Annotated in this window: 23 protein-coding genes; 9 read left to right on the forward strand and 14 right to left on the reverse strand. The window is 48.2% G+C overall.

Annotated elements, in window-relative coordinates; translation table 11 throughout:
- Window positions 1–54 precede the first annotated feature (54 nt).
- Both HH301_RS06275 and HH301_RS06280 read left to right on the forward strand, forming a co-directional pair.
- Window positions 55–1065 (forward strand): cyclase family protein, encoded by a 1011-nt coding sequence (locus HH301_RS06275; RefSeq protein WP_169567670.1) that lies wholly within the window; start codon window positions 55–57, stop codon window positions 1063–1065.
- Between the two features lie 120 nt (window positions 1066–1185).
- Window positions 1186–2076 (forward strand): NifU family protein, encoded by an 891-nt coding sequence (locus tag HH301_RS06280; RefSeq protein WP_169567672.1) that lies wholly within the window; start codon window positions 1186–1188, stop codon window positions 2074–2076.
- Here the strand turns inward: HH301_RS06280 and HH301_RS06285 are convergent.
- Window positions 2073–2297: a hypothetical protein gene (locus HH301_RS06285; protein ID WP_169567674.1), complete on the reverse strand. Its 225-nt coding sequence runs from the start codon at window positions 2295–2297 to the stop codon at window positions 2073–2075. The two genes, HH301_RS06280 and HH301_RS06285, sit on opposite strands and share 4 nt — an antisense overlap.
- Window positions 2298–2503: 206 nt before the next feature.
- Here HH301_RS06285 and HH301_RS06290 point away from each other — a divergent pair, with 206 nt between their 5' ends.
- Window positions 2504–3109, forward strand: coding sequence for a CDP-alcohol phosphatidyltransferase family protein (locus HH301_RS06290; protein ID WP_169567676.1), 606 nt, complete (start codon window positions 2504–2506; stop codon window positions 3107–3109).
- Between the two features lie 7 nt (window positions 3110–3116).
- On the opposite strand, the gene HH301_RS06295 is transcribed toward HH301_RS06290, so the two are convergent.
- The 3 genes from HH301_RS06295 to HH301_RS06305 are packed head-to-tail and all read right to left on the reverse strand — an operon-like array spanning window position 3117 to window position 6846.
- Window positions 3117–3602 carry a hypothetical protein gene (locus HH301_RS06295; RefSeq protein ID WP_169567678.1) on the reverse strand — a complete coding sequence of 162 codons (486 nt, stop codon included), beginning with the start codon at window positions 3600–3602 and terminating at the stop codon, window positions 3117–3119.
- Window positions 3603–3630: 28 nt separating this feature from the next.
- Entirely contained in the window at window positions 3631–4044 is a 414-nt protein-coding gene (locus HH301_RS06300; protein WP_169567680.1) for an RNA-binding S4 domain-containing protein, read from the reverse strand.
- Window positions 4045–6846 carry a helicase-related protein gene (locus HH301_RS06305; RefSeq protein WP_169567682.1) on the reverse strand — a complete coding sequence of 934 codons (2802 nt, stop codon included), beginning with the start codon at window positions 6844–6846 and terminating at the stop codon, window positions 4045–4047.
- Between the two features lie 317 nt (window positions 6847–7163).
- On the opposite strand from HH301_RS06305, the gene scpA reads away from it, so the two are divergent.
- Together scpA and HH301_RS06315 are read left to right on the forward strand one after the other, a co-directional pair.
- On the forward strand, window positions 7164–9311 hold the full coding sequence (gene scpA / locus HH301_RS06310; protein WP_169567684.1) for a methylmalonyl-CoA mutase: 2148 nt from the start codon (window positions 7164–7166) through the stop codon (window positions 9309–9311).
- A 62-nt stretch (window positions 9312–9373) separates the two neighbouring features.
- On the forward strand, window positions 9374–10402 hold the full coding sequence (locus HH301_RS06315) for a histone deacetylase family protein (protein ID WP_169567686.1): 1029 nt from the start codon (window positions 9374–9376) through the stop codon (window positions 10400–10402).
- A gap of 10 nt (window positions 10403–10412) precedes the next feature.
- On the opposite strand, the gene HH301_RS06320 is transcribed toward HH301_RS06315, so the two are convergent.
- Window positions 10413–10820, reverse strand: a complete 408-nt coding sequence (locus tag HH301_RS06320; protein WP_169567688.1) for a cytidine deaminase — start codon at window positions 10818–10820, stop codon at window positions 10413–10415.
- Window positions 10821–10828: 8 nt separating this feature from the next.
- Window positions 10829–11836 carry a proline racemase family protein gene (locus tag HH301_RS06325; RefSeq protein WP_206378199.1) on the reverse strand — a complete coding sequence of 336 codons (1008 nt, stop codon included), beginning with the start codon at window positions 11834–11836 and terminating at the stop codon, window positions 10829–10831.
- A 108-nt stretch (window positions 11837–11944) separates the two neighbouring features.
- Here HH301_RS06325 and meaB point away from each other — a divergent pair, with 108 nt between their 5' ends.
- From meaB to HH301_RS06340, 3 genes are all read left to right on the forward strand, one after another.
- Window positions 11945–12946, forward strand: coding sequence for a methylmalonyl Co-A mutase-associated GTPase MeaB (gene meaB, locus HH301_RS06330; protein ID WP_169567690.1), 1002 nt, complete (start codon window positions 11945–11947; stop codon window positions 12944–12946).
- Window positions 12947–13089: 143 nt separating this feature from the next.
- Entirely contained in the window at window positions 13090–13377 is a 288-nt protein-coding gene (gene rpmB / locus HH301_RS06335) for a 50S ribosomal protein L28 (protein WP_169567692.1), read from the forward strand.
- 156 nt (window positions 13378–13533) lie between these two features.
- On the forward strand, window positions 13534–14298 hold the full coding sequence (locus HH301_RS06340; protein WP_169567693.1) for a dienelactone hydrolase family protein: 765 nt from the start codon (window positions 13534–13536) through the stop codon (window positions 14296–14298).
- A 3-nt stretch (window positions 14299–14301) separates the two neighbouring features.
- Here HH301_RS06340 and cobT read toward each other — a convergent pair whose 3' ends face one another.
- From cobT to HH301_RS06360, 4 genes are all read right to left on the reverse strand, one after another.
- Window positions 14302–16167 carry a cobaltochelatase subunit CobT gene (gene cobT / locus HH301_RS06345; RefSeq protein WP_206378200.1) on the reverse strand — a complete coding sequence of 622 codons (1866 nt, stop codon included), beginning with the start codon at window positions 16165–16167 and terminating at the stop codon, window positions 14302–14304.
- A 5-nt stretch (window positions 16168–16172) separates the two neighbouring features.
- Window positions 16173–17168, reverse strand: a complete 996-nt coding sequence (gene cobS, locus HH301_RS06350) for a cobaltochelatase subunit CobS (protein WP_169567694.1) — start codon at window positions 17166–17168, stop codon at window positions 16173–16175.
- Window positions 17169–17210: 42 nt separating this feature from the next.
- Complete coding sequence (locus tag HH301_RS06355) at window positions 17211–17807, reverse strand: J domain-containing protein (protein ID WP_169567695.1); 597 nt, start codon at window positions 17805–17807, stop codon at window positions 17211–17213.
- 108 nt (window positions 17808–17915) lie between these two features.
- Window positions 17916–18347 (reverse strand): helix-turn-helix domain-containing protein, encoded by a 432-nt coding sequence (locus HH301_RS06360; RefSeq protein ID WP_169567696.1) that lies wholly within the window; start codon window positions 18345–18347, stop codon window positions 17916–17918.
- A gap of 208 nt (window positions 18348–18555) precedes the next feature.
- Here HH301_RS06360 and HH301_RS06365 point away from each other — a divergent pair, with 208 nt between their 5' ends.
- Entirely contained in the window at window positions 18556–18828 is a 273-nt protein-coding gene (locus tag HH301_RS06365; protein ID WP_169567697.1) for a BolA family protein, read from the forward strand.
- Here HH301_RS06365 and HH301_RS06370 read toward each other — a convergent pair whose 3' ends face one another.
- Genes HH301_RS06370 through HH301_RS06385 form a run of 4 tightly spaced genes read right to left on the reverse strand, consistent with a single transcriptional unit; the run spans window position 18829 to window position 22797 of the window.
- On the reverse strand, window positions 18829–19704 hold the full coding sequence (locus HH301_RS06370; protein WP_169567698.1) for an AEC family transporter: 876 nt from the start codon (window positions 19702–19704) through the stop codon (window positions 18829–18831).
- A 24-nt stretch (window positions 19705–19728) separates the two neighbouring features.
- Window positions 19729–21021: an HlyC/CorC family transporter gene (locus HH301_RS06375; protein WP_169567700.1), complete on the reverse strand. Its 1293-nt coding sequence runs from the start codon at window positions 21019–21021 to the stop codon at window positions 19729–19731.
- A gap of 22 nt (window positions 21022–21043) precedes the next feature.
- On the reverse strand, window positions 21044–22195 hold the full coding sequence (gene aroB / locus HH301_RS06380; protein ID WP_169567702.1) for a 3-dehydroquinate synthase: 1152 nt from the start codon (window positions 22193–22195) through the stop codon (window positions 21044–21046).
- Window positions 22192–22797 carry a shikimate kinase gene (locus HH301_RS06385; protein ID WP_169567704.1) on the reverse strand — a complete coding sequence of 202 codons (606 nt, stop codon included), beginning with the start codon at window positions 22795–22797 and terminating at the stop codon, window positions 22192–22194. The genes aroB and HH301_RS06385 overlap by 4 nt, the downstream gene beginning before the upstream one ends.
- Between the last annotated feature and the right edge of the window lie 154 nt (window positions 22798–22951).

Genomic DNA, 22951 nt, shown 5'->3' on the forward strand with positions numbered 1-22951 from the left:
TGCTTCCCAATCCATCTGTTAAATACAATAAAAACCAAAAATAGGGAGGGGAAGATGAAGCGATGGAAACAGAGGCCAGACGGCTCTAACTGGGGAGACTTTGGGGAAGACGATCAAATTGGCCGTCTGAACCTCATTACAGCAGAAAAAATAAAAACCGCCGCCCGTGAGATCATCACGGGTGAGCGTTTCTGCCTCAGTCTGCCCCTGAACCTGCCAGGGGGGAATGCGCTAAACGCTGGGCGGCATCCGCCACACCTGCAAGCTACGCTTAGAGGCGATAAACCCAATAGCAATTACCGATTATCAGCAGATTTCCCAAATTTCAAAGACGTAATCAGTGATGATGCGGTGCTATTGCACACACAATATTCCTCCCAATGGGATGGGTTATCCCATGTAGGGCAGGAGTTTGATGCCAACGGTGATGGCGTTGCTGAGGCCGTTTATTATAATGGTTTTTCCGCGGCTGAGCACATCGGAACCGAAGCCCATGATGGCCAAATGTATGCTGGTGCACTCGGCATTGAGAGAATGGCCGAAACGGGTGTGCAGGGACGCGGGGTAATGGTCGACCTGGCATCAGAATATGGCCGCGAGCATGTATCGGTTGGATATGACGATCTGATGCGCGTCATGGATAAAACGGGCGCTGAGATTGAAGAGGGTGACATGCTTTGCCTGCATACAGGTTTTGCCCAGATGCTGGTTGAAATGGCAGGAAAACCAGACAAGGACAAGCTCCATTCCTCTTGCTCAGCTCTGAACGGTCGGGATGGCAAATTGCTGAACTGGGTCACAGATAGCAAACTAGCAGTCATTATTGCGGACAACTATGCGGTGGAATCCTATCCAGCTGAAAAAGGGGAAGGATGTTGTGCGGCATTACCTCTACATGAACATTGTCTGTTTAAACTTGGTATCCATTTGGGAGAGCTTTGGTATCTGACAGAGTTAAATGATTGGCTAAAGACAGCCGGTCGAACGCGGTTTTTCCTGACGGCCCCTCCACTTCGTTTGCCCGGAGCTGTCGGCTCCCCAGCAAATCCTGTGGCTACAGTTTGATTGTTTAAACAGCCTTGCATCGGCAGGCAAAGGGTTTATCTAATGGATAGAGCTTGTTTGCGATCCAAATTTTTGATAGCAGACATGGTTGATGGAACCTTGTGAGTTGGAGTTACGTTCATGTTCATACAGACTTTGCCTTTATCCGACGAAGATAAAATGCAATTTCTGCCTGGTCGGCAGGTGCTGCCAAGTGGCAGTGTGAGCTTTGCCGATGCAGACCTTGCGCGTGAGCAATCTCCTTTGGCTAGCCGGCTTTTTGATATTCCAAGTGTAAAGGCTGTGGAACTTGCCGAGGACAGCATAACAATTACCAAGCTTTCCAAAGATGAGAAGGGTGCTATGTGGATCCAGCTGAAACCCATGGTTTTGGCCGCGATAATGGATCATTACATGACCGGAATGCCCGTTTTGAACGGGCCTGTTGCAGACGCTGAAGATCAGACGTCTTATTCCGCAGAAGATCAGAAGATGGTCGATAGCATCAAAGAATTGGTTGAAGAGCGTATTCGTCCGCAACTTTTGGACGATGGCGGTGATGTTGCCTTCAAAACATACGATCCATCTGAAAAAACAGTGACACTGGCTATGGACAGTAGTGGTCTATCAACACCTGCTTTCGGTACTCAGATCAAAATTGAAAATACGCTAAAACATTTTTTGCCAGAGATTTTCCGAGTGCGGTTTGATCGCATGGAAAAAGAAAGCGATCATGACGGTGAGGATCGTCCGGGTCTTCGGACGCCTGAAGCTGAATCTATTCGTATCCTTTTGGAAACCCGGATCAATCCAGCGATTGCGGCCCACGGGGGTTATATCTCTCTAATCGATATCCAAGAAGAAACAGCCTATGTTGAAATGGCCGGTGGCTGTCAGGGTTGTGGTATGGCGGATGCGACCTTGAAGCAGGGAGTTGAAGTCGAGATTAAGCGCGCTGTCCCAAGTATTGAGCGGGTTCTAGACGTAACCGATCATGCTGAGGGCACGAACCCTTACTACGCAGGATATTAATCCAGATCCATCTCTTCAATGGCTTTGATGACAAAGCCATGCTCGGCTCGCCATTTACGATTAGCCATGCTCCAAGCTTCCTGTAGAGTATTTGCCTTTAGCTCAAAATAGTGGGTATCTGCCCAATCATCGGACAGATCTTTGTGCCGTTCACCATTTTGCAGGGCGTTAAGGACGTCCTCATTAAATACGGCGGCTTCATATTTTCTGAGCATTGGCATTATGATCACAACTTTCTACAGACTTCCGCGCCAGTTTACTCGTCAACGGTTAACAGAAGCTTAGTCTTTCTGACATCGGGTTGGACGGTTCCAGTAACTCTCAAATCCCTGTGAAGGAACAGTAAATAACCTTTTCGAATCTCGTATTTATGGGCAGAATGGACATTCTTTAAATACTGCAGCTGACCAGGAAAATATCGCTTTATATGTTTGACGCATCCTTGAGACGAGTAATTGATCCTCCATTGAATAGATTGGGGAAGGTGGTTGCAAAAACAGGGGCCTCTGCAAACTCAATTACCATTTTTGGATTTTGTATTGGAATGGCGGCCATTCCAGCAATTATTTGGGAGCAGTATTTACTGGCGCTGACGCTGGTTCTCATTAACCGATTGTTTGATGGGTTGGATGGAGCTGTCGCACGTCAGACATTGCTATCTGACTTTGGCGGATATCTGGATATCGTTTGTGACTTTATATTCTATTCCGGGGTCGTTTTTGCATTTGCAGTTGCCCGCCCAGAGAATGCTGTTCCCGCAGCCTTTCTGATTTTCAGCTTTATGGGAACGGCAGCAACGTTTCTTACCTATGCGGTAATGGCGGAAAAATACAAAATCTCAACTGATATTCGCGGACAGAAATCGCTGTATTATCTAGGTGGATTGGCAGAAGGAGCTGAAACCATTTTGGTATTTATTCTCTTCTGCCTGCTGCCAGATTACTTCGGTTTCATAGCACTTATATTTGCGGGTATGTGTTGGGTTACTACACTTACCCGGATATATGCGGCCTACCTGGCCTTTCGAAACTGAGCAGATGTTATTTTGCGCGGCTGGTCCAGCTTTTTAGGTCATGGGTCAGGACTTTTAAAACATCTGGCTTGAGTGTACCGAGCCACTCAGCAAAGCCTCTATCTAGGTCTTTAGCGGTGAGCTCTTCATCATAGGCGCTGAATAGTATCTCCTTGAACTCATCGATAGAATCACATTCAAACTCATTATCATTAGGGTCGAATTCTTGAATCTGTTTTTTAGCTTCGGGTAGAGTGATAGCTGCGTAGTAAGGAATTTCTTCTTCAAGGTGGAAGCCACCCCATTCAAGCCACCAAGCTTCGCTTTCAGTTTCCCCAAGGTCCCAGGCGTAAGATACTTCAGCCTCGATTTCCTTTGCGGCTTCGCGAGCAGCCTGTTCAAGGTCTTTGGCATTTGTCGTAACACTTAGTTTGATCGGCGCAATTTTAAAATAACCGATTTCGCCTTCATCCCAGGATTTGAAATATTTCTTAAGATCTTTTGTGTTTGTCATGACTGGTCTCTTGCAAAGCTAGATTGCATTATTCTTCGGTCAGTTTCTTTAATTTGTCTAGTGCCCGTCGATCCGCTTTCGTCGGGCGGCCGCTTCCAGGTTCCCGGATAAAGGTTTTGGATGCCGCCTTTTTCTTTTCATCAGTTTTTTTCTGATCGACAGGTGCCAGATCTTCATAAAGCGTCTGAGCTTCAGGTGCTGGTCCTCGGCGCTCCCCAATTTTCAAAATCTTCACGACCCGAATTTCTTTGGCCTGCTGAAAGGTGAGCACGTCATCAACTTTTACCGTGACGCTGGGTTTGCTGACGACAACGCTGTTGATGCGAACTTTTTTAGATTGCACCATTTTAGCGGCCAGGCTTCGGCTTTTGAAAAAACGCGCAAACCACAGCCAGCGATCAACGCGGATTGTGGCTTGCGGATTTTGGTCAGCTTCCGCCATTTATTTGGTTTTTAGACCCTTTAGGACTGCAAAAGGAGAGTTGGGATCGAATCCTTTGTCTTTTGCTTTGCTAAATTTGTTAGGGGTCTTTGGCCCTTTGCCAGGCTTACTGCCTTTTTTGTTCTGAGGCTTGGCGCCATCGCCTTTGGGGCCTTTAAACTTCCGTTTTTTGAAGCCGACTTTCTTGTAAGTGACATCGTCACCTTCGCCTGAGGCTTCATATCCAAGATGTTCAAGGATCAGCGTAAACTGTTCCTTTGTTGTGCCAACGAGAGACAGCATCTCATGGGTTGGTTTAAAGGGCAGATTGCGAGGCAGGTTCTTTTTGTCCTGCTCTTTCGCCTTGGCTTCAGTTGATGTTGGTTTTTCTTCCGCTACGGGTGTCTCGGGTGAGGCTTCCGCAGGCGCTTCCACTGTTTCAGCTGAAGTTTCCGCTTTGGTTCCTTCTGCGTTTGTTTCTTCAGCGGTTGCCTCGCTGGTTTCAGTCAATGCTGCAGCTGGTTTTTCCTCTGTTTCCAGAAGACCGCGAGACGCTTTTCTAAGAAGACCCGCCAAACGGTCGAGCATATCCAGACGGACTGCCAAATTTTTGATCAGGGCATAACCAGCGGTCAGGTAATATTCCCTAGGAAGTTTTTCCGTAACTTCATAGGAAACCCGGCCTGCAGGTGGCGGCGGTGGTATTTGACCGCGCTCTTCATGGATAGCCCAAAGAAGAATACGAAGCTGTGTTGGATCTGGTTTTAACAGAAGCGGCATAAAGACATGCTCGTAGCCTACACGCAGTCCGCCAAATTTAAGGCGACCGAAATCTTTTTTATCCAAAGTGCGGATTTGATCATTCAGCTTGAAGCGGGGCATGGCACCGAGGGCTTCACTCACTTGATAGGCAATACCGCGAGTTGTGCCAGTCAGTGGCAGGTCGGCAAGTTTTACCAATGCCGCCAAACGCGTATTGATCTGATCAGTTACAAACGTATTCAGTCTTTTGGTGACAGCTTCCAATGGAGCACCGTTGAGCTGTTCACTTGCCAGAAGATTAACTTTAGGGCGAAGGACAGAATCTCCCTTGGAGAGCTTGCCAACAGGCATTTCATTCCAAAGGATTTCACCAGTTTCACTGAGAGAGAAAGCGTCATCCTCAGCCTGCGAAAGGGCTTGAGCCCGCGCATTGAGCTCTTTAACGACGGCTTTGTTTCCAATATTTTTCAGCGTTCTGGCATCGGTGTGACTTACAGACATGTCCGATGTAAAACGTAAACCCTTCAAAGTTCCGATGAAATGTCCTTCGACGTGGACATCTCCCATTTCGTTAATTTCGGCTTCCAATTGACTTCTGTCTTTCAGTTTTCGCACCAGTACTGCGGTGCGTTTATCTACAAATCTTTGAGTCAGACGCTCATGCAGGGCATCTGACAGGTTATCTTCTATTCCACGTGCAACGTCTTGCCAATATTTATAATCATTGACCCAATCCGGTACATGGGAAATATATGTCCATGTTCGCGTATGGGCAATCCGTGTTGCAAGAGTATCAATGTCTCCATCAGTTCTCTTCAGTTTTTCAAGGTGCCCGGCGATCCAATCCGTTGGCAACTTACCCGACGGACCTTGCAAATTCATGAAGATCTGTTTGAGCAGTTTCACATGCACATCATGCATGGTTTTTCGAAAATCTGGAACCTGACAGACTTGCCATAACCGACGTACCGCAGCGCTGCCATGGGAAATCTTTTGGATATCTGGATCTTTGGCAAGTGACATGAGTGTCTTGTAGTCGTCTGGTTCCCGCGGAGAAATTAGTCCGCTATGCTTTGAGGGAACCTCAAGACTTCTTTGCAAATCCCGAACTGTATTGAAAGCCAAATTCCGATTTCGCCAGCGGATTTGTTTGACTGCTTCAAATTGGTGGTTCTCAATTTGCTCGATCAGGTCTTCGTCCATTGGGGGCACATTCGCTGTGGTACCAAAGCTACCGTTATTCATATGCCGACCGGCTCGGCCCGCGATTTGCGCCATTTCGGTTGCGGTGAGGCTTCGATTGATTTGCCCATCAAACTTGTAAGTGCTGGCAAAGGCGACGTGGTCGATATCCATATTGAGGCCCATGCCGATGGCGTCAGTCGCCACCAGATAATCCACATCGCCAGACTGATAAAGCTCTACTTGTGCATTTCGGGTTCGCGGTGACAGACTACCCATTACAACGGCAGCGCCGCCCCGTTGGCGACGAACCAGTTCAGCGATCGCATACACATCATTGGTGGAAAAGGTCACAATCGCTGTTCGGCTTGGAAGCCTTGATAGCTTTTTGGCGCCCTTGTAGGTCAGTTCTGAAAACCGCTTCCGTTGGATGAACTTGGCTCTTGGGATCAGTTTTTGGATCCAGCCTTTTATGATGCTAGAGCCCAAAAACATCGTTTCATGGGTTCCACGCGCATGCAAAAGACGATCTGTAAAGACATGCCCCCGTTCAGGGTCGGCCGCGAGTTGAACTTCGTCCACCGCCAGGAATTGAAAGTCGCGGGTGAGTGGCATCGCCTCAACTGTGCAGATGAAATAAGAGGCCTGAGGGGGCGTGATTTTTTCTTCGCCTGTTACAAGAGCAACGTTGGCAGCTCCTTTGATCGCGACGACCCTGTCATATATTTCCCGAGCCAAAAGTCGAAGCGGCAAGCCGATAATGCCATCTGTATGAGCCATCATCCGCTCGACTGCCAAATGGGTTTTCCCAGTATTGGTTGGGCCCAATACGGCGGTAACTGGGCTAAACTCTTTTGTTTTTGGGGAGGATGCTGCCACAGGATCAACTTAAGTCATACAATCGGGTATATCGTTCAAGATATAAGCGGAAGCTCTCTGATAGCAACATTTGGCGCTGAAGGCAAAGGCAGAGAAGGTTGGAAGCTCGACTTCTTGTTTCATACGTTGGGCCGTTTTGGGTCTTCCTATTCTTCTAAACCAAACAAGTGTTTGCTTTGTTATTGAAAATCGCATGCGATCTAGCTTAAAAAGGCATGAAACATATATAATAAGCAAAAAGGGCATTTCGTTCTGTCAAATTGACAAGCGTTACTGTTGCGGTGCAATATTGCGCCAAAAAATGAGGGATTGAGAAGATGAGCGAGTTTCCGAAAGCAAGCCTGAATGCATGGAAAGAGGTGGCCGAAAAGGAGCTTCGCGGTCGGTCATTAGATGAGCTGAACTGGGAAACACCTGAAGGGATTACGGTTAAACCGCTCTACACTGCGGATGACGTCAAGTCTTTGGCTCTGGAAGAAGAACTTCCCGGATTTGCCCCCTTTAAACGGGGCGTTCGCGCCAGTATGTATGCCAACAGGCCTTGGACTATCCGCCAATATGCAGGTTTTTCAACCGCAGAAGAATCAAACGCGTTCTACAAACGTAACCTTGCAGCCGGTCAAAAAGGCCTCTCCGTTGCATTCGATCTAGCAACGCATCGTGGATATGATAGCGATCATCCGCGCGTCGTTGGTGATGTCGGTAAAGCAGGCGTGGCAATCGATTCTGTGGAGGATATGAAAATCCTCTTCGATGAGATTCCGCTCGATGAGATGTCTGTATCCATGACCATGAACGGTGCGGTGCTTCCGATTCTCGCAAACTATATTGTCGCGGCTGAAGAGCAAGGGGTAACACCGGACAAACTGGCCGGCACAATTCAGAATGATATTCTGAAGGAGTTCATGGTTCGCAATACCTACATTTATCCACCAGAACCGAGCATGCGGATTATTGGGGATATTATTGGCTACACGTCAAAAAATATGCCGCGGTTTAATTCCATCTCAATTTCTGGTTATCACATGCAGGAAGCCGGTGCGACCCAGGTTCAGGAGCTGGCGTTCACAATTGCAGATGGCCTTGAATATGCCCGCGCGGCTATGGCGTCAGGTCTAAAAATTGATGAGTTCGCGCCTCGGCTCAGTTTCTTCTTTGCTATTGGTATGAACTTCTTCATGGAGGTCGCCAAACTTCGGGCTGCTCGTGTTCTTTGGGCCAGAGTGATGAAACAGTTTGATCCTCAGAAAGAACAGTCCTTGATGCTTAGGACACATTGCCAGACATCCGGAGTAAGCCTGACAGAGCAAGATCCTTATAACAACGTGATCCGCACTGCCTATGAAGCCATGGCGGCTGTATTGGGTGGAACCCAAAGTCTTCATACAAATGCATTGGATGAAGCGATCGCGCTACCAACCGATTTCTCTGCCCGGATTGCCCGGAATACTCAGCTTATCCTCGCTGAAGAGACAGGTGTTCCTAACGTGGTCGATCCGCTGGGTGGCAGTTACTACGTAGAAAGCCTGACCAACTCCCTGATTGAAGATGCCTGGAAGCTGATTCAAGAGGTTGAGGAACTGGGTGGTATGACCAAAGCTGTCGAAAGCGGTATGCCGAAACTGCAGATCGAGGAATCTGCAGCGCGAAAACAGGCCCGCATTGACCGGGGTGAAGAAACCATCGTCGGCGTTAATAAATACGCGCTGAAGGAAGACGACAGTAATATTGAAATCTTGGACGTTGATAATACCGAGGTTCTGCGTCAGCAGGTTGCCCGTCTTGAAAAGATCCGCGCTAACAGAAACGAGACGGCTTGTCAGGCAGCGTTGGATGCGCTGACTGAAGGGGCAAAAGGTAACGCTAACCTCCTTGAGCTCTGTGTAAATGCTGCACGCGAGCGTGCGACTGTTGGGGAGATTTCAGACGCTATGGAAAAAGTCTTTACCCGCCACCGGGCTGAAATTAAGTCCATTTCAGGTGTATATGGCTCGGCATACGAAGGTGATGCTGGGTTTGAGCAAATTCAGAAAGATATTGAAGGGTTCGCCGCTGAACAGGGTCGTCGTCCACGTATGCTAGTTGTGAAACTAGGCCAGGACGGACATGACCGCGGCGCTAAAGTCATTGCGACAGCCTTTGCCGATATTGGGTTCGATGTCGATGTTGGACCTTTGTTCCAGACACCAGCAGAGGCCGCCAAAGATGCCATTGAAAGCGATGTTCATGTGATCGGCATCTCCTCTCAAGCGGCTGGACATAAAACTCTGGTGCCACAGATTATTGAGGAACTAAAAGCCCAAGGTGCTGATGATATCCTTGTGGTTTGCGGCGGTGTGATCCCTCAACAGGATTATGATGCCCTTTACAGTGCAGGTGTTTCAGCAATTTATGGCCCTGGAACAAATATTCCTGCAGCAGCTGCCGAAGTTCTGGAATTAATCCGTAAACAACAGGCCGCTTGACCTTTTCTAACATTTCCTGCCTTCTATAGGGATAAGAATAGCCCCAATTAGAAAGGCAGGAAATGAAGGTCGTTTTTAGTCCGGATCACGCCCGGCATCATCCAAAAACCTATTTCAAGTCAGGCACCTTTCATGAGCCTCAGGAAGTGCCAGGACGTGCTGATGCGCTTCTTTCCGGCATTGAGGCAGCTGGTCATGAAGTTATTCAGTCCATGGATTTTGGGCCCAAACCCCGAGGGGCTGTTCATAATCCCGGTTACCTCTATTTTTTGGAAACCATTTCTGAGCGCTGGAAGGCTGCTGGAATGGAAAATGAAGAGGTGTTGCCCAACATTCATCCGGGTAGGCGTATGAACTCAATGCCAGAAGGCATTGTCGGCGAAGTTGGATATTATACAACAGATATGTCAGCCCCGATTGGTGAAGGGACATGGGAGGCGGCTGTTGCTTCTTCCAATGTAGCGTTGACCGCGACTGAGTTGGTTCTTGATCAATTACCAGAAGCTGGTTCAGCCTATGCTCTCTGTCGTCCACCGGGACATCATGCCTTTCAGGATATGTGCGGTGGGTTTTGTTTTCTGAATAATGTTGCGATCGCTGCCCAATATGCCCTGAGCGAAGTTAATCGGGTCGCCATCTTAGATGTGGATGTCCATCATGGAAACGGGACACAGGGGATTTTCTATAACCGCAGTGACGTGCTGACTATCTCACTTCATTGTGACCCAACTGATTTCTATCCCTTCTTCTCTGGTTATGCGCATGAGCGTGGTGAAGGCGATGGTGAGGGATATAACCTAAATATCCCTATTCCCCCGCAAACAGGTGATGCGGACTATATGCCTTATCTGGAGCAGGCCAAGCAAGCATTGCGATCTTATGCTCCTGATGTGTTGTTTGTTGCACTGGGGCTGGATGCTTTTGAAGGGGACCCGCTGATCGGGCTTTCCATCACTACAGGAGGTTTTGGGCAAATCGGAGCCGCAATTTCAGAGCTGGATATGCCGACTGTGCTGGTTCAGGAAGGTGGCTATAACCGCGACTTTCTCGGGGCTAATATTTCTAGTTTCCTAAAAGGTTTCGAAGGGTAAGGGCTTCGGATCAATAGTGGTCAAAACCGTCTGGTAGCAGGTTTTTCATGGTGGTGGTGGTGATATCTCCCTCACCATGATAACTGACCTTAGTTTCTGGTGTTGAGAACTCTGCCAGGACTTGTCGGCAGGCGCCGCAAGGGGAACAGTGAATGGTCTTCCCGTGCTCATTGATGTTTGTAACAAAGACTTCTTTTATCCGAATGCCGCCGCCCAAGTCAGAAACAGCTTTGCCGACGGCGTTTCTTTCGGCGCAAACAGTTAAACCCGATGAGATGTTTTCAACATTGCAGCCTGTATAAATTTCCCCGGATTCGAGAAGAATTGCGGCGCCAACAGAAAACTTGGAATAGGGTGCGTACGCTTTTTGGACGGCAAGCTCGGCATGGTCTTTAAGCGATTTGGGGGTATTGGACATCTCTATTCCTATCTCAGCAGGAAGCCGCTCGCCAGCAGGTCGTCGTTTTCCATTACAAATTCAGCGCGGCCACAATAATGGGCACGGCCACTGACTTCAACAGTTACCGCCTTGTGGGGCCCGACACGCGTTTCAGTCAGGATTTGACCAGAAAATACGGCGTCAGTGACACTTTCGAAATTATGGGCTTGATGAGGCTTGGACAGTCCCTTGGCGTGCGTAACGGCAAGACGCGCAGTAACGCCTGAACCTGTAGGACTTCTATCCACCTGACCGTCGGCAAAAACGCAAATATTGCGACTGGGGTTTCCTTCTGATCCGATAGAGCCATCAGTGAATATTATTCCATATAGATACCCAAGATCCTGTTCTTCCGGATGAGTGATCTCAATCTGCTGAGTTGTTGCCGCCGCCAGTTGATTTGCCGTTTGAACGATAGTGTTGATGGGAGAGGTTTTTAAATCAAGGCCGACGGAAGAGGCATCCAGAATTCCATAGAAGGCACCGCCATAGGCCAGGTCTAATTCAACGGGACCAAATTCAGCCGTGTTGACATACTGTCCGATGCGATAGGCAAAGGCGGGCACACTTTCAAACCGAACGGCACCTGTATGACCATTTGTAACCGTCACGTGGGCTTTGACCAGACCACACGGGCACTGAATATTAATGGCCTGCTCTGGCTCTCCAGTCTTTTCAACAAGGCCATAGTCTAATGCATAGCGCCCAAGTGCGATGATCGCATGGCCACACATGGTGCTGTAGCCTTCGTTATGCATGAAAATGACCCCAAAATCAGCCTCAGGATGATCGGCTGGAACAATGAGCGCTCCATACATATCTATGTGTCCGCGAGGCTCAAACATTAAGAAGCGCCGATACTGATCAGCCTCTTCTTTCAAGTGGCGACGTTTGTCGAGCAAGGTTCCCTCTTCAGGGACCGGGACACCATCTGTGATAATGCGTAAAGGCTCACCCCCTGTATGCATTTCAACGGTTCGAATTGGTGCCATCATGTTCGAAAGTTCCTCGCCAGCAGTAAATGAGATCGCTTGTCATCTCAATTAACCCGTAACATAGCATTCTACTTGACGACGGGCGCGTATTTTTTCATACCCATGTGTATGAGCAATTCAACAACAATCAACTCAAGTGAAATTGAGGATATCGCCGATCAGATCAGACAGGGAAACCGGCGGATGCTGGCGCGTGCCATTACCATGGCAGAGTCAATTCGGCCGGATCATCAGGAAAAAGCGCAGGCCCTGCTGAATGAGCTAATGCCGAGTACAGGCGGATCTATCCGCATCGGTATTTCGGGGACTCCGGGCGTGGGAAAATCCACCTTTATTGAAGCCTTCGGCAAGTTTCTGACTGGCGAAGGTTTGAAGGTTGCAGTTCTAACGATTGATCCTTCGTCTAAACGCACGGGAGGGTCTATTCTTGGCGATAAGACCCGGATGGAGGAGCTGAGCCGGGATCCTAATGCATTTATTCGCCCCTCTCCCTCAGGGGGATCCTTGGGTGGTGTGGCGCGTCGCACACGGGAAGTCATGCTGCTTTGTGAAGCTGCGGGCTTTGATGTCATTTTGATTGAAACCGTTGGTGTAGGACAATCTGAGACAACTGTTGCGGACATGGTGGATCTCTTCATGCTGTTGCTGGCGCCTGCTGGCGGGGATGAGTTGCAGGGCATCAAGCGCGGTGTCATGGAGCTTGCAGATATTATTGTGATCAATAAGGCCGACGGTGAGCTGATTCCGGTAGCCAAGCGGGCAGCCAATGAATATCGCAGTGCCGTTCGCCTGATGCGACCCAAAACCAAAAGCTGGACACCAAAAGTTCTATTGACTTCAGCTTTGAAAAAAATCGGTATTGAGGAGCTTTGGCAGACGATCGGCGAATATCTGGATGCCAGACGAGACGCGGGCGAGTTGGAAGTTCAACGGGCAGAGCAATCATCCGCCTGGATGTGGTCAGAAATTGAAGACAGTTTGATGAATCACCTGAAAACAGATACGGAAGTCGCCAGCAAACTTAGCGCTATGGAAGAGGATGTTCGAGACGGAAAATTGAGCCCAACGGCTGCTGCGCGAGCAGTTTTAGGGATTTTCATGAAAAAATAGGGGCGGATTTTAGTTCCTTTTCTCTAAATAGAGGTTTTTTGGTGGATTAGACTTGACGGACGCGGATCCATTGCTTAAAAGCCGTCTTCACAACCGGCTGAGAAGGCCGGTATTTTGTTTTATTTCTTCTAATGAGGTGCGCTATGGCCCGTCGTTGTGAATTGACAGGTAAAGGTGTTCAGGCCGGCAACAATGTCAGCCATGCTCACAATAAAACTCGCCGTCGCTTTCTGCCAAACGTTCAGGACGTCCGTTTGATGTCAGAAGCTCTTGGCCGCTCATTTAGCATGAAAGTTTCTGCTGCCGCTCTTCGTTCTGTTGAACATAATGGTGGTCTGGATAACTTCCTGATGAAAGCTAAAGACGAAAACCTGTCTCTGCAGGCACGTCGCGTTAAACGCGAAGTCAAGAAAGCTGCTGCAGCCGCGTAAACCTACGCCTGAACAGTTATCTGAACAGATCAGCGAGTGAGCCCGTGAGCCGCTCGCTTTTTTGTTGTCTATAGCTATAGAGAATTCTTGCAAACTTGTTTTCCCCGAATCTCTCCTTATTTCAAAGTGGGGCGATAAAAATTATGGGAATGTCAAATGCATGCAAGACGAGATATTTTGAAAACTGCTGCTGCGGTTCCGTTGGCAACAGTTCTCTCCAGTCCTATGTTGGCGAAGGCTGCGGCCGCAACTCTCAGTGAAGTTACTCTAAAATTAGATGATGGAACCCCCGTTTCGGCGACAGTTGCTTATCCAGAAGTGGAAGTGGCACCAACGGTCCTTTTGATTCACGAGTGGTGGGGCTTGAACGACCAGATCAAGTCGGTTGCAGCAGAACTTGGTAAGATGGGCTATGTAGCACTGGCAGTTGACTTATATGGGGGAAAGGTCGCTAAAACGCCAGATGAGGCCAGAGCCAATATGCAAGCGGTTCAAGCACCCGTTGCCACGGAGACTTTAGTTAAATGGATGGAGTGGCTTCGTTTGCACGAGAGAAGCACAGGTAAGGTTGCAACTGTTGGCTGGTGCTTTGGAGGAGGCTGGTCCCTAAATGCTTCAATTGCTTCTCCAGCGGATGGAACCATTATCTATTACGGAAATGTAACGCGTGAAGCCGCCGCCCTCAAATCCCTGAAGGGACCTGTGCTGGGGCATTTCGCAACTAAAGACCAGTGGATAAATGAGAAAATGGTCAATGGTTTCGTCACGGAGATGGAAAAGGCTGGCCAGCCTGCGCCAGATATTCACTGGTACGAAGCTGACCATGCTTTTGCAAATCCGTCAGGTGGCCGTTATGACGAAGAGGACGCCATGCTGTCCTGGCAGCGGACAACCGATTTCCTTAAGAAAACAATCGGTTGACGGCTACCAGCTAGTTCCGGTCTTTCTGGCTGGTTTGTTCTCATCAAACAGATCAGCCAGCTGCTCCATCATGACACCACCCAGCTGTTCGGCGTCAATAATCGTTACTGCCTGCTGATAGTAACGGGTGACATCGTGACCAATTCCAATGGCAATCAGCTCAACAGAGGATTTCTTTTCAATCCAGCTGATGACATCACGTAAGTGTTTATCCAGATAGTTGCCGGGATTGACGGACAATGTACTATCGTCAACAGGCGCGCCGTCGGAGATAACCATGAGAATACGGCGCTGTTCAGGACGACCTAGCAGACGATTGTGAGCCCATAGCAGGCCCTCCCCGTCGATATTCTCTTTCAGAAGTCCTTCTTTCAGCATCAGGCCCAATGATTGGCGCGCACGCCGATATGGCATGTCTGCCTGTTTGTAGATGATGTGTCGAAGGTCATTCAGGCGACCTGGATTGGCCTCCTTACCCTCGGACAACCATTTTTCTCGGGACTGTCCACCTTTCCAGGCGCGGGTAGTAAAGCCAAGGATTTCGACTTTCACACCGCAACGTTCCAGTGTGCGAGCAAGGATGTCCGCTGAAATCGCTGCAATCGAAATAGGTCGGCCGCGCATGGAGCCGGAATTATCGATCAACAGTGTTACGACCGTATCCCTGAAATCCGTATCCTCTTCCTGTTTAAAGGAGAGAGGGAGCAATGGATCTGCAACGACGCGAGAGAGCCTTGCGGCATCCAGAATACCTTCTTCCAGGTCAAAGGACCAAGATCGGTTCTGCTGTGCCTGTAGTTTCCGCTGCAAACGGTTTGCCAACCGGCTGACCAGACTTTGTAGACTTTCTAGTTGTTGATCCAATTGTTGGCGCAACCTTGAAAGCTCTTCCGGTTCGGTTAAGTCGAGAGCTTCAACGACTTCGTCAAATTCGGTTGTAAAGGCTTTATAGGCCGGGCCTTCCAAGAAATTCCGGAAATCATCTGGGTAGGATGCTTTTCTCTCCTGCCCTGCCTCGTCGCCAGAGCTAGAGGCATCCTGCTCAAGGCTTTCGGTTGCCTCAGTTTCTGAGCTATCTTCTCCGGAACCTTCTTGAGCGGACGCGTCTTCAGCAGCACTGGCATCTTGGGCTTCGTCATCGCCCTCAGCACCACTGCTTTCAGATTCGGGTTCCTGCTCTCCGTCATCTCCATCGCTTTCAGAATCGTCCTGAGCATCTGCTCCATCCGCATCATCAAAAAGATCGAGATCTTTCAGTAGCTGTCTTGCAGCCTTTGCAAACTCGGCCTGGTCAGTTGCCGCGTCGATTAGCGCTTGGAAATCATCGCCGCCTTTAAGCTCCAGTTCTTTTCGCCACAGATCAAGCATATTGGTCGCGCTGGATGGAGACGGTGTCCCTGTCAGTTTTTCACGAACAAGAAGCCCAACGACTTCTGCAATTGGAGCGTCGGCTTTATCGTAGACCCGCTCAAAGCCCATTTCCTTGCAGCGTTGATCAAGCTGCTTGAACAGATTATCGGATACGCCTTGCATCCGATTTGCGCCGAGGCTTTCCACCCGGGCCTGTTCAATTGCATCAAAGACAGCTTTTGCTTCGCCGCCTTGTGGCATCAGCTTGTTATGGACCTTGTCATCATGATAACGCTTGCGAAGCGCCATACTATCGGACTGTCCCCGAATTTTCTGGATGTCTTCCGTTGGCAGGTCCCGTTGCGGATTTGGCAGCCGCGCGCGTTCACCGCTGAGGCCTGGCTGGTCGTTTCCAAAAGTAACGGCCAGCTCTTTGTCTTCCGACATGGCCCGCATGGTTGATGTTACTGCCCGCTTGAATTGCTCAGCCCGGCTTTCCTTGTGCTTTGAAAAAGACACGTGGGTCAGCCTGCAATGTTGGCAGCAGATTCCGGAAGCTCGACACCGAAGCTCCGCTGGTAATATTCAGCGACGATTGGCCGCTCCATTTCATCACATTTGTTCAGGAAGGTAACTCGGAACGCAAAGGCTACATCACCAAAAATTTCAGCATTTTCAGCCCAAGTAATCACTGAACGGGGGCTCATCACAGTTGAAATATCACCGCCGATAAACCCAGCCCGTGTAAGTTCAGCACAAGCGATCATGGACTGAATGGTTTTCCGGCCTTCCTCCGTGTCATAGCTTGGAAGCTTAGATAGAACAATCTTGCGTTCCGCTTCTTCAGGAAGGTAGTTCAGCGTCGTAACAATGTTCCAGCGGTCCATCTGACCCTGGTTCAATTGTTGAGTGCCATGATAGAGGCCTGTTGTATCGCCAAGTCCCACGGTGTTGGTTGTCGCAAACATCCGAAATGCTGGATGTGGACGGATCACTCTGTTTTGATCGAGTAAGGTCAACTTACCTTCAACTTCCAAAACCCGCTGGATCACGAACATTACATCAGGACGACCTGCATCATATTCGTCAAACACAATTGCTGTAGGGGACTGGAGCGCCCAAGGCAGAATACCCTCGCGGAATTCAGTTACCTGTTTGCCATCCCGAAGGACAATGGCGTCTTTACCAACCAGATCGATACGAGAGACATGACTGTCAAGATTGACCCGGACGCATGGCCAGTTCAGACGCGCAGCTACTTGCTCGATATGCGTAGACTTACCAGTACCGTGATATCCTTGAACCATCACCCGTCGGTTAAAGGCGAAGCCAGCGAGAATGGCCATGGTTGTGTCGTGGTCAAAAACATAAGTCGGATCAAGGTCAGGGACTAGCTCGGTTTTGACACTAAAGGCCGGAACCTCCAGATCAGAATCCAGGCCAAAAACGTCTCTGACAGATACTTTGATGTCGGGCAAATTTATTTCCGGTGCCTCTCCGGCAAGTTCTAATGGCGTCATAATCGTTCCGTATACTGCTCTATTCTTTTATTTACGGTGTTTTCAGGAGGGAGTGCAAGACAGAAGGTGCGTATATGCCTGATTTATGGTTTTTAGGATTTCTTCTGCTTGCTTGTCACCGCCACGAATGTCGGGATGAAATTTCTTAGCTAATTCGTTCCGACGTTTTTTGATGTCTGCAATCGTGCATCCTGGTTCAAGGTTTAGGGTCGCCAAAGCTTGGCGATGAGCTTCGTCCAGATTTTCAGTTCCATTTGTGTCCTGATGCTGTTGCCGGCGGTTGGCGTATTCACCAAACTCACCGTCTCGCTGAAATTCAAAGGGATCGTCATAATGTACATCGGCCTTGGGTCGTCCAGCTCGACTTCCCAATTTCCAGGTTGGGCGATGTCCAGTTATATCTTCAGTTTTGTAGTGAAGGACTTCGTCGTCACTCATTCCATCGAAGAAATTCCAGTTTTTGTTGAACTCCCGAATATGCGCTAGACAAAGCCACTGGTAATCGTTGTCTGACCCTCGATCCATTAGTCGTGATTTAGGCGCACGAAATTCCCCTGGCTCTGGGCAGCCATCCTTTGCGCAAAGGCGCATTGCTTCTTGACCAGATTTTTTGAGGTCTAGGGGGTCAAATTTCTTCATGCCTTATTCTATCGTGTTTCTGCACGGGCGGGCAAGGCATGCTAACGAAAATATGCGAAGTTTCAAGGATAAGAAGAGAGCTGACGCATTATCAGCTCAACATCAATGTCAGGGGTTAGCAGAGTCGCTTAAGGCCCTGGCTAAATGGCTCAATGCATCCTGATATTTTTCATTTTCAATCTGAGCAAAGTTGCGGGCCATTTCCAGGCACATTCTTTGCCGTGGTGATGGCTCTTTATTATTGGTGTTTTCCAGATTCTCAAAGAAATAGCTGATGGGAACATTCAGAGCTCTGGCTATGCTGTAAAGGCGACCTGCAGATATGCGGTTAATCCCCCGCTCATATTTATGGGCCTGTTGATATGTCACCCCAATAAGGTTAGCCATTTGCTGTTGCGTGTATCCAAGAAGTATGCGTCTTTCTCTGATCTTGTTTCCAACATGCTTATCGATATGTTGGACGCAGATTTCATCGGATGGAGGTAATTCAGATGTAGTCGCGGTACGTACATGTTTGCGAACATCGGCATGGACGGTCATAATAAGTCTCCGCATTGCAGATAATAGGACGGTACCTTTACCACTTTGTACATGCTTCTACTCTAATATAAGATAAATATAAAAATTTATCGATGCAACCTATATTTTTAATAGTTAAAACTATTGTCACTATTTGTTGAAAAAGAGGCTGCTAGTTATTTAGGATACCGTTTTTAAAATTGGATAAAGTTAGAAATTAAAAGACGATATGAAAGCTACAGATAAAATTAGTGATAAACTAATAAAAGATTTTTCGCCAATCACCCTAGAGGTGAAAGATGAATCCTATTTACACGCTGGACATGCGGGCGCGCCGAAAGGCGGCGAAAGTCATTTTCATGTTAAAATGGTTTCGGCGATTTTTGAGGGGCAGAGTCGTGTTCAGCGCCAGAAAATGGTTCACCAGAGTTTGAAAGAGGATCTGGCAACCTATATCCACGCTCTGTCTTTAGAGCTAAAGACGCCTTCCGAGGCTGAATGATCAAGGCAGAACAAACAACAGTAATAGGGGCATTGTAAGGAAGGATAAGGCAGTTGAGATCAAAACTGCACCTGCAACCTGTCCAGGAGCCCGTTCGTAGCGAAGTGAGAATAAATAATTGAAGACGGCCACAGGCATTGTGCATTCCAGAATGACGACACCTCTGGCCGCACCTTCAAGTCCGAAAATATACGCAAGCCCTGTTCCGATGCCAAAACCCATAATCAGCCGAGCAACGGATATGATTGTTGCCACTTTTAAATGCTGAACGGATAGATTAGCAAGGCTAACCCCAAGTGCCATCAGCATAAGTGGAATGGTAAATCCTCCCAATAGGTCAGCTGTATCAACAATAAAATCCGGAAGATTTATATTCGAGAATCTCAAGATTAGAGCTGCAATCACTCCATACAAAATTGGGGTTTTCAAAAGCTGTCCAAAGGACGTGCTTCCGGAAGCGAGCCACACTCCAAGAGTAAACTGCAAAATTGCATAAACAGCGAAAAAGGCGAGTGCGAGTGCTAGCCCCTCTTCTCCAAACGCAAAAAGGCAGAGCGGTACACCCATATTTCCAGTGTTTGGAAATACGAGGGAGGGGAGAAAGTCCCTGAAATTCAATTTCAGAATTTTAAGAAATAGGAACCCAACGATAAGAAACGCCAGAAGTGATAGAAGCGCAATGAAGCCAAACTGAAGGAAATTTCTCAAATCCTCAAGTTTAACCAAAGTGCTAAAAATGAGCATTGGTGCACCAACGTTGGTCACAAGACCCGTGATGGTCTCCATATGGAAGGCACGTTTGGATTTTGCCCAATAAAAGCCGATGCCTGCGCATACAAAAACCGGCGCAATAATATTAAATAAAATCTCGTACATAAATATTCCAGCAGGTTGAAAGCGTTACTCAATGCTTTCCTGAGGCAGGCGCGTAATTTTAAGCTCTGTTACCTGATTACGCTCTTTCTTCATAATATCAAACTGAAAACCAAAAAAAGTAAAAGCTTGACCTTCTTCGGGGATGATTTTGGCTTCATTTATCACAAGCCCAGCGATGGTTGCTGCTTCTTCATCAGGTAAAGACCAGTCACATTTCCGGTTGAGGTCCCTGATTGTCACGGTCCCTTTGGTGATAACGACTTCTCCGTCATCGAGGATTTCAACACCTGCAAGTTCAATATCATGCTCGTCGGAAATTTCGCCGACGATCTCTTCCAGAATATCTTCCAGTGTCACCAGACCCATCAGCGCTCCATATTCATCAACAACGAGTGCGAAATGAGAATGCCGTTCCAGAAATGAATTTAACTGATTTCTCAGTGTCGTTGTCTCCGGTACGAAATAGGGAACAGATGCAATATCATCGATTTTCAGATTGCTATAGTCCCCATGAAGTGGAATGACAGCCCTCAAGAGGTCCTTGGCATGGATGACGCCTACTATGTTTTCAGGATCATCGCGCCACATGGGCAGCCGTGTGTAAGGACTTTGGAGCACTTGATCAATGATCTCACCAACTGGCTTGTTTGCATCAATGGTTTCCACATTTTTTCGATGGATCATGATCTCCGACAAATCAACCTCATCCATATCAAGGATGGTATCCAGCATATATTTTTCGTGCTGGATGATGCCTGCATCCTCAGAATGTAGGTCAATTGCGCCTCTCAGTTCGTCTTGAGCCGCATCGGTTAGAACATCAGGATCTTCGTCTGCCTGCTTTACGCCAAAAAGCCGCAGAGTTACATCCACCACCATGTTCACGCCCATTACAAAAGGCGCCAGGACATAAACTATTGGTGTTAGCAAAGGTGCCACAAAGCGCGCAACCTGAATAGGACGGCGCAAGGCATATGTTTTCGGCAGTACCTCGGAGAAAATCAGGATCAATGCTGTCATTATCAGGGTGGCGTAGGCTACACCCACGTCCCCAAATAGAGTGATCAACATACTGGTCGCCATCGCGGACGCCAAAATATTGACCAGGTTATTACCCAGCAAAATTGCGCTGATCAGTTTTGTTTTTTGATCCCGCAAACGATTTACAATGCCCGCCAGTTTGTCGCCGGATTGCTCCATTTGATGCAGTCGGGCACGGGAGGCACCGGTAAGCGCTGTTTCAGAGCCAGAAAAAAAGCCGGAAAAGGCAAGAAGTAGAATGATACCCGCAAGTGAAATAAGAAATTCTAGATCCATTTCTGGCACTTAAGGTTCCTCGTCATCTGTTTTGAATAAATCTTTCTAAGGTGTTGAGAATAGCAGATTTCTCAACATCCTGCGTAATAAATGCGTCGCCAATTTTTTTCATCAAGATAAAAGTCAATTTACCTTGGTCTACTTTTTTATCCTGGGCCATGTGGGCAAGCAGATTTTCGGCATTCCAATGCACGCCGTTGATCGCAGGTAACCGAGAAAGTAAGCCCGTAAGTGCGTAGTGTGATTTGGTCCGTTCAACTTCCTGAGTAGTCAGCAGGTTCATACTTGCGGAGAGTTCCATTGCCATGAGCATGCCAATCGCAACCCCCTCACCATGAACCAAATTAGAGCTGTAGTTGGTTTCCGCCTCGAGAGCGTGACCAAACGTATGGCCCAAATTTAGAAGAGCCCGAACCCCTTTTTCTGTTTCATCTTCCGCAACAATTCTGGCCTTTGCCTCTACGCTGGTCTTAACAGCCTGAATTCGGGCGGTTAAGTCTCCATCGACAACTGACTTTCCGTTCTGCTCTAGCCATTCAAAAAAATCAAAATCGCCCAGAAGCGCATATTTCAGGACTTCTGCGTAACCTGCCAATACATCCCTTTTGGGCAACGTATTCAAAGTTGTTACATCAGCCAGAACCAGGCGAGGTTGTTTAAATGCACCGATGAGGTTTTTACCATGGCGGGAGTTTATGCCCGTTTTACCACCTACCGAACTGTCTACCTGCGAGAGTAGAGTGGTTGGGATCTGGATAAAATCGATGCCGCGCTTTAAAGTTGCCGCCACAAACCCGGTTAAGTCTCCAATAACGCCGCCACCCAATGCAACTAAGGCCTCATCACGGCTGATTTGAGCCTCTAGCAATTGATCCAATAAATTTTCGTATTGTTGAAAACTTTTGGTTTGTTCACCAGCCGGAAGAATAAATGAAAGGGATTTCACACCTGCTTCAGACAAGCTGTTTTCCAAGGTCTTGAGGTGAAACTCGCTGACAACCTCGTCCGTTATAATCGCGACACGCCGCCCTTTCAGGCGGGCCGCAATTTCTTGTCCCGCTCTTTGGAGAAGATTGGCTCCGATGATAATCGGGTAGGATCGTTCTTTCAAAGAGACTTCAACAATTTGATCTGGGGCGGCATTCTTGTCATCGGGCGCCGAAGTTATGCTCATTTGTGAGATCGTTTCTGCTCTTGGGTGGGCTCAGAATGTTCGGCCTCGTACTGGCTAAGGCTCTCAATGATTTGGGTGACCACCTTTTCATGTGGGCCATCGCCACTATCAACAACAAGATCGGCCTCAGCATATACCGGGTATCTTTGTTTCATCAGATTATCCAGTATCTGCCTTGGATCCCCTGTTTTGAGAAGAGGCCGGGTATTTCGCTTTAAACACCGTTTCAGCAATGTATCCAAATCAGCTCGTAGCCAAATACATAGGCCCTTTTCGCTGATTAATTGACGAGTTTCTGGATCCATGTAAGCCCCACCACCTGTGGCGAGGACATGTCGCGGTCCATCCAAAAGGCGGGAAATCACTTTCCGTTCGCCTTCGCGAAAAGCGGCTTCACCGTGTTTTTCAAAAAATTCCGGGACTGATAGATTGGATGCAATTTCAATCTCTGTATCTGCATCTTTGAACGGAAGGTTTAATTCACCAGCAAGTCGCCGTCCGACGGAGCTTTTTCCAGCTCCCATCAGCCCAACCAACACAATTGTTTTGTCACCATTTCCCAGCGCATCCGAATTGTTCGGAGCGTCTATCCCTACATTCATGCGTATACTTTTCAAGCGTCAGTGCCTCGACCGGATAGAAATCGAACCGAATGGTTGAAGACAATCCAGAAGGCGTGTTAATTCTATTAGACAAATTTATGCCATAATCGCAGCTTAGCAAAACAAATAGCAAGACGAATACGTCATAAGTCCA

The sequence above is a fragment of the Sneathiella limimaris genome, from assembly GCF_012932565.1.
Classification (GTDB): domain Bacteria; phylum Pseudomonadota; class Alphaproteobacteria; order Sneathiellales; family Sneathiellaceae; genus Sneathiella; species Sneathiella limimaris.